Source organism: Bacillus sp. (in: firmicutes), assembly GCA_017656295.1.
Classification (GTDB): Bacteria; Bacillota; Bacilli; order Bacillales; family JACDOC01; genus JACDOC01.
In genome coordinates, this window is sequence record JACDOC010000012.1 from 68099 (window position 1) to 75120 (window position 7022).

7 protein-coding genes are annotated in these 7022 nt (G+C 39.7%); 5 read left to right on the forward strand and 2 right to left on the reverse strand.

Features of this window, described 5'->3' with window-relative positions; translation table 11 throughout:
• Positions 1-93: 93 nt before the first annotated feature.
• Positions 94-894 (forward strand): flagellar motor stator protein MotA, encoded by an 801-nt coding sequence (gene motA, locus H0Z31_10790; GenBank protein ID MBO8177928.1) that lies wholly within the window; start codon positions 94-96, stop codon positions 892-894.
• Positions 881-1615 (forward strand): flagellar motor protein MotB, encoded by a 735-nt coding sequence (gene motB, locus H0Z31_10795; protein ID MBO8177929.1) that lies wholly within the window; start codon positions 881-883, stop codon positions 1613-1615. The genes motA and motB overlap by 14 nt, the downstream gene beginning before the upstream one ends.
• Positions 1616-2215: 600 nt before the next feature.
• Here motB and H0Z31_10800 read toward each other — a convergent pair.
• Positions 2216-2443 (reverse strand): DUF1128 domain-containing protein, encoded by a 228-nt coding sequence (locus H0Z31_10800; GenBank protein MBO8177930.1) that lies wholly within the window; start codon positions 2441-2443, stop codon positions 2216-2218.
• Positions 2444-2596: 153 nt separating this feature from the next.
• Here H0Z31_10800 and H0Z31_10805 point away from each other — a divergent pair, with 153 nt between their 5' ends.
• Genes H0Z31_10805 through H0Z31_10815 form a run of 3 tightly spaced genes read left to right on the forward strand, consistent with a single transcriptional unit; the run spans position 2597 to position 4235 of the window.
• Positions 2597-3064, forward strand: coding sequence for a low molecular weight phosphotyrosine protein phosphatase (locus H0Z31_10805; protein MBO8177931.1), 468 nt, complete (start codon positions 2597-2599; stop codon positions 3062-3064).
• A gap of 16 nt (positions 3065-3080) precedes the next feature.
• The gene (locus tag H0Z31_10810) at positions 3081-3389 is read left to right on the forward strand and encodes a YtxH domain-containing protein (GenBank protein MBO8177932.1); all 309 of its coding nucleotides are present in this window, start codon (positions 3081-3083) and stop codon (positions 3387-3389) included.
• Positions 3390-3401: 12 nt separating this feature from the next.
• Positions 3402-4235, forward strand: a complete 834-nt coding sequence (locus H0Z31_10815) for a YihY/virulence factor BrkB family protein (protein ID MBO8177933.1) — start codon at positions 3402-3404, stop codon at positions 4233-4235.
• Positions 4236-4735: 500 nt separating this feature from the next.
• Here the strand turns inward: H0Z31_10815 and cadA are convergent, their stop codons facing one another.
• Positions 4736-6664: a cadmium-translocating P-type ATPase gene (gene cadA, locus H0Z31_10820; protein MBO8177934.1), complete on the reverse strand. Its 1929-nt coding sequence runs from the start codon at positions 6662-6664 to the stop codon at positions 4736-4738.
• Between the last annotated feature and the right edge of the window lie 358 nt (positions 6665-7022).

The window sequence follows — 7022 nt, forward strand, 5'->3', positions numbered from 1 at the left end:
TAAAGAATTAGCGATTTTTGTCGATAAACATAGGTAGATAACCCCGCGAAAACTTGGAGGACGGGGAAGAAACAAGGAATAAGGGTGACGATAATGGATCGAACAACATTGATAGGAATTATTTTAGGAATTGTTGCAGTAGGGGTAGGAATGATTTTAAAAGGGGTTCACTTATCGGCCTTAATTAATCCTGCTGCGATTCTAATTATTTTACTTGGGACAGCAGCATCTGTAATCATTGCCTTTCCAACACATGAAATTAAAAAGGTACCAAAATTGTTCGGGATTTTGTTTAAAGAATCCAATCATATGCAGCCGAAAGATGTCATTAAGCTGTTTACCGATTGGGCGCAAACTGCCCGAAAAGAAGGACTGTTGGCGTTAGAAGCGCAAGCGAATGAAATTGAAGATCCATTTTTACGAAATGGATTAAGCTTAGCGGTTGATGGACAAAGTGCGGATTACATAAGGGATGTGTTAAACGAAGAAATTGAAGCGATGGAAGAGCGTCATCAAGCGGGTGCGGCCATATTTACCCAAGCCGGTACATATGCTCCAACGTTAGGAGTTCTTGGTGCCGTTGTAGGTTTAATTGCGGCTTTAAGTAATATGGAGAACACGGACGAATTAGGACATGCCATTGCGGCGGCATTCGTGGCGACATTACTTGGTATTTTTACAGGGTATGTGTTATGGCATCCATTTGCAAATAAATTAAAACGGAAATCCAAACAAGAAGTGCAATTAAAACTTATGATGGTCGAAGGGATTTTATCCGTGTTAGAAGGGGAATCACCGCGGACGATTGAACAAAAATTGGCTTCCTATTTACCAGCAAATGAGCGCAAAGAATTACAGGAAGAAAGCGTTGTGAAGCAATATGAGCCGGCGTAAAAAGAAGCACGAACACGAACATATCGATGAAACGTGGTTAATTCCATATGCGGACCTTTTAACCCTTCTTCTAGCATTATTTATTGTTTTGTTTTCGATGAGTTCGGTGGATGCGAAAAAATTTCAAGCGTTGTCCCAAGTGTTTAACGAATTATTTATTGGGGGGACAGGTGTGATGGAATACCAAACCCCTGTTCCTGCCAATGAGGAAGGAAAACAGACGAAAGATATTACCGATGATGATATTCACGCTAAGGAACAAGAAGAGTTGACGAAATTAAAGGCTAAAATTGACACCTATATCAAGCAACGGCAACTAGCCGATAAGTTTGAAACATCCCTTTCAGATGAAGGCCTGTTGTTAACGATACGAGATAATGTGTTGTTTGAATCAGGAAGTGCGGAAGTTCGACCGGAAGATGTGGACGTTGCCAGAGAAGTGTCCAATTTACTTATTATGAATCCGCCACGAAACATTATTATTAGTGGACATACCGATAATGTACCAATCAATAATTCGGAGTTTTCTTCGAACTGGGAATTAAGTGTCATGCGAGCGGTAAACTTTATGAAGTTACTTTTAGAAAATGACCAATTAGATCCGCGCTGGTTTAGCGCCAAAGGGTTTGGCGAGTTCCAACCGATAGCACCGAACGATACGGAAAGCGGTCGTGCCAAAAACCGCCGCGTCGAAGTGCTTATTTTACCGCGAACAGGTTAAACGGAAAGTATTTGGTATGGAACGTAAAGTAAAATCGGATAAACGGAAAGTATTCAGCGGGAACGTAAAGTAAAATCGGTTAAACGGAAAGTATTCAGCGGGAACGTAAAGTAAAATCGGTTAAACGGAAAGTATTCAGCGGGAACGTAAAGTAAAATCGGATAAACGGAAAGTATTCAGCATGGAACGTAAAGTAAAATCGGTTAAACGGAAAGTATTCGGCATGAAACTTAATGTAAAATAGCAAATACACCATTGTAAAAGAAAGAGCTGACCTAAAAGAGAAGGGGACAGCTCTTTCCTTTTGTTAATCGGCTCATTTGAATCTGTCTACTTGACCATTTACTAGTGTCCAAATAGTAACAAAGGTTGTCGTTTAAAGAAAAAATGTACCATATTTGTCTAAACATAATGGTCGGTTATTTGACGAAATTAATCCATAGGCGTAGATACAGGATTATGCCACCTCGCTCTTTATTTAAAAAACAAAGCTCAGAATATAAAAAAAGACAAAAAGTACCGATAGCCAGGAACTTTTTGTCGATTCATCTCTAAACAGGGTATTTCTTGGGAAATGCAGTTGTCGATAAATGACGAACGCTACTTATTTTTCCGTAAGCTTCCTAATTCTTCAGCTATTGCTTGCATTTCACTTGGGCTAAATGACGAGCGTTTCATCACCATTTCGTAAATGTCACGAAGTTCTTCGTACAAATTTTCATCAAAGTGTTCTGGTTTAATCGCTCCCATATTGACAACCTTTAACTTTTCTTTAATTTTTTCAATCATATACTCCACATTTTCTACTGACTTAACAGAAAGATCCACTTTCTCCATTCCTTTCGTCTCGTTTGTAGTTTTATCTTTTCATGAAACGGGAAGGTTGTCAAATAAGAAAAGGGAAATTATATGAAAAGAATGATAAATCATTGTATGATGAAAGTGGGAAAAGTCATTTTCACCAGAGGAAGGGAGTTCATTATGGTAAATGTACTATTCGTTTGTTTAGGTAATATTTGTCGTTCACCGATGGCGGAAGCGGTGTTTCGAGACTTAGTTAAAAAAGAAGGACTAGCCGACAAGATTCACATTGATTCTGCAGGGACGGGTCACTGGCACGTTGGCGAGCCACCTCATCGTGGAACGCTTGATATTTTAACCAAAAATAATATTGATACGTCCGGACTTGTGGCTCGTCAAATTCGAAAAGAAGATGAAGAAACATTTGATTATATTGTCGTAATGGATGAAGCGAATGAGCGCGATGTCCGCCGGATTATAAGTGCAAATCCGAAGGCAGAAGTAAGACGTTTAATGGATTATGTTGATCATCCGGTAAAAAACGTACCCGACCCCTATTACACAGGAAACTTTGATGAAGTGTATGAACTAATAACTGAAGGATGTCGCGGGTTACTACAGCATATTCGAAAAAACGAATCCATATAAGAAAGGAGGAGAATCATTGAAACAGGAAAAACGTTTTGTCAAAGGAGTGCTATGGGGCGCATTGGTAGGTGGGGTTCTTACACTGCTTGACGAAGATACAAGAAAAGCGGTTTGGTCCAAAACGAAAGACGGCTATCAAGGGGTGCAACAATTTTTAAAAAATCCGAACGAAAAAATAGAGAAAGTTATGCAAGTGTACAACGACTATCGGGAACAATTTGAAATAATTAAAAACGACGTCGAACAGATGGTGAACCAATTAAAAGAGCAAACTCAACCGCTAAAAGAAGTGTCTGCCTCCAATGAAGAGCAAAAAGAAGAATAAAGGAGTGAAGGCATGCCGAGAAAGCATCCTAATGGGCTTGTTTCGTTTGTCAATCGTTATTTGCAATCCGTTATACATCATGATTGCTTCGGAATGGCCGCACAGTTATCGTACTTTTTTTTCTTATCCTTATTTCCGTTATTAATTGTATTAGTGACACTAATTTCGTATTTACCGTATTCCCAAGATGATTTGCTCGGAATCATTCGGGATTTTGCTCCCAAGCAGCCAATGGTAATTATTGAGAGAACGTTAGAAGAAGTAATGACAAAGTCAAATAGTGGTTTACTATCCATAGGTATCATCGGTACGTTATGGTCTGGATCGAGTGGCATGAGAGGAATTGTTAAAGCGATGAATCGGGCGTACGATGTCAATGAAAATCGGTCTTTTATTACCATTCGCGTTATGTCTATCGTCTTAACGATCCTTTTATTATTCGTGATTTTACTTGTTTTACTTCTTCCGGTGTTCGGTAAGCAAATCGGGTATTTTATCTTTTTGCAACTCGGCGTGTCAGATCAGTTTGTACAAATTTGGGATTACTCGAGTTGGCTTATCAGTGCCATCGTTTTATTTGTCGTGTTTATTGGTGTTTACTTTTTTTCGCCAAATAAAAAAATCCAATGTCGTTCCGTCGTTCCGGGGTCGCTCTTTGCTACATTCGGCTGGATGGTCGTTTCATGGATGTTCTCCTATTACGTCGCAAATTTCGGTGATTTTTCAGCAATCTATGGAAGCATCGGTGGAATTATCGTCATGCTTATTTGGTTTTATTTAACGGCGGTAATTCTCATTTTAGGTGGCGAACTTAACGCATTCATTAGCGAAGAGACAAAATGTTAGCTCATAAAAGTGCTCCTCCTGTTACATACTATTGATGTGGATATTAACCACATATTGGGGGGGATGAGTGATGACAAAATCAGCAAATAAAGATGGCGGAACAAAGCAAAACAAAAAGCAAACTCCGAAACATAAAACGTCTAGTTCGGCTAACAAACAAAACGGTTATCATTAAGGGAAAGCCAATTCTCCTATTAATGGGGGATTGGCTTTTATATTGAACGGTTTTTAGATTTACTTCTCATTAAAGCAGAATTTTGGTTATGTCCTAAACTAGAGGTTTGCTTCATATAAGTCTATGTGCCAATTCAGGACTTCTATGAGTCAAAAAATAAGTTTTATGTTTCAATTCAGAGGTTTTATGAGCAAAAAAATAAGTTTAATGTGCCAAAAAATAGTTGTACCTAAATTAAAGTTTTAGTTCCAATTCAAGGCCTCTATGTGCCAACTCGTGAACATTAAAAAGAAGAAGTTGACCCTACAAGGATCAACTCCTTCCATTACGATTTCAACAACCGTAAGCTGTTTAAGATGACTAAAATTGTACTTCCTTCATGGCCGATGACCCCAAACGGCAGGTCAATGAGTTGCAGGAAGTTGGAGGCAATAAGTAACATGATCACAGTAATCGAAAAGACGATATTTTGTTTGACGATGCGATTCATTCGTTTAGACAAGCGAATCGCTTCTGCAATGCGAGGCAAGTCATTTTTCATAAGAACGACATCAGCCGTTTCTAAAGCGACATCCGTTCCTTCTCCCATCGCAATACCTACGTTGGCCGCAGCTAATGCCGGTGCATCGTTAATCCCATCACCTACCATTGCCACGGTGCCGTATTTTTTCTTCAGCTTTTTCACATATTCCACTTTCGTTTCTGGTAAGCACTCCGCTAAATAATCATCAACTTTTGATTCAGCAGCAATCGCTTTAGCCGTCGTTTCGCTATCTCCTGTGAGCATAATCGTATAAATCCCATGTTCCTTCAGTGCTTGAATCGCCTGAATCGTATCATCCCGTACTACGTCTTTTAATGCAATGAGGGCAGCAATGCCTTTGTCATCGGCTGCAAACACGATTGATTTTCCTTCAGCGGCTAATTGATGCATTCGGCCGTCAGCAAATGCGTACGCTTGTTCGTTACCGACGAATTCCGCTTTTCCGACTTTCCAATGAACCCCGTTAATCGTAGATTCAATCCCCCATCCAGAAACATCTTTCACTTGCTCTGGTTCGATAAACGTAGCGATTCCTTTCTTTTTCACGTATTGTACAATCGCTTGAGCAAGCGGATGGTTCGAATGATTTTCGATGGAGGCAATGGTCTGCATCGTTTCTTCTTCATTTAAATCATCACGCACAATGACATCAGTAACCATTGGTTTTCCTTTGGTCAGCGTCCCGGTTTTATCAAAGGCAATGGCCCGAATGTGGCTTAAGTTTTCTAAGTGAACGCCGCCTTTAAATAAAATTCCGTGACGAGCTCCGTTTGATATGGCTGAAAGTGTGGCTGGCATAATTGATGCGACAAGTGCACAAGGGGAAGCAACAACAAGTAAAATCATCGCCCGATAAAACGTGTCGGTCCAGCTCCACCCAAGCAGATAATGTGGAAGGAACATCATCACGAATACGACTAGTAGCACAATTTTTACATATTGACCTTCAAATTTTTCAATAAAAAGCTGGGAAGGAGATTTTTCACTTTGCGCCGATTGAACAAGCTGAATAATTTTTTGGAACAATGTTTCGCTGCTCGGCTTTGTCACTTGAATAGTTATCGAACCGTTGATGTTTACCGTTCCTGCGAACACTTCACTGTCCATTTCTTTTTGTACAGGCATCGATTCACCGGTAATCGCCGACTCATCGATTGTCGTTTCGCCTTTGATAATAATGCCGTCGGCTGGTACGCGTTCCCCTGGTTTTACTAAAATAAGGTCGCCAACGGTTAACTTGGAAACATGTACTTTTTCTTCCTTCCCATCGGTAATACGTAACGCTTCTTCTGGTTGCAACTCCATGAGCGCCGAGATTTCTTTATGACTTTTATTTGACGTGTATGTTTCTAACGCTCCGCTCATCGCAAATATAAAAATTAACATCGCACCTTCTGTCCAGTAGCCGATGATCGCCGCACCAATTGCTGCCAACACCATGAGCATTTCAACGTTCAGTTCTTTATTTTCAATCGTTTCTTCAATGCCTTCTTTTGCTTTTGCAAATCCACCGATGATATAGGCAAGAATGTAAAACGTAATAGAAATGCCTGTCATTTCAGGCTTACTGTACAGCCAACCGAAAAAAATCAAAATTCCACTAACAATTGCGGCAATTAACTCCATATGAGGTTTTAGTTGCTCCCAAACCGATGATACGTTCCTCTGTTGTTCTCTCTTCATCGATAACATTTTTGCTTCTAAACTCATAACCGCTCCTCCTTTTTTCATTGAGAAGAATAATCAACGTCAATACCCTTATAAAACGACGAAAGCTGCCATCAGATGATGACAGCAGCACAGTTAAAATGGGCAGACAATGTATGCGAGACAAATATTTGAAAGTTTCAAATAAGACGTTTCAGCCGTTTTCATGGTACACTAATATCCTATTCAGTTAGAGGATAGTTGGTGCTAAGCAAAAAAATTTGCCTTTGTTTAAATCTATCGTACCATACCAAAATTGGATTGAAAAGTAAAAAGACTAGGGGGATTGAGTCAAGTATTTGTGGGCAGTTTTTTTCTCCCTAACAATGAAAGCGGATTCACTATTTTAGGGTACTCTCTT

What these genes read in the sequence shown, in the direction of transcription:
- motA (MBO8177928.1), top strand. Translation starts at nt 94, where the DNA reads ATGGATCGAACAACATTGATAGGAATTATTTTAGGAATTGTTGCAGTA.
- motB (MBO8177929.1), top strand. Translation starts at nt 881, where the DNA reads ATGAGCCGGCGTAAAAAGAAGCACGAACACGAACATATCGATGAAACG.
- H0Z31_10805 (MBO8177931.1), top strand. Translation starts at nt 2,597, where the DNA reads ATGGTAAATGTACTATTCGTTTGTTTAGGTAATATTTGTCGTTCACCG.
- H0Z31_10815 (MBO8177933.1), top strand. Translation starts at nt 3,402, where the DNA reads ATGCCGAGAAAGCATCCTAATGGGCTTGTTTCGTTTGTCAATCGTTAT.
- cadA (MBO8177934.1), bottom strand. Translation starts at nt 6,664, where the DNA reads ATGAGTTTAGAAGCAAAAATGTTATCGATGAAGAGAGAACAACAGAGG.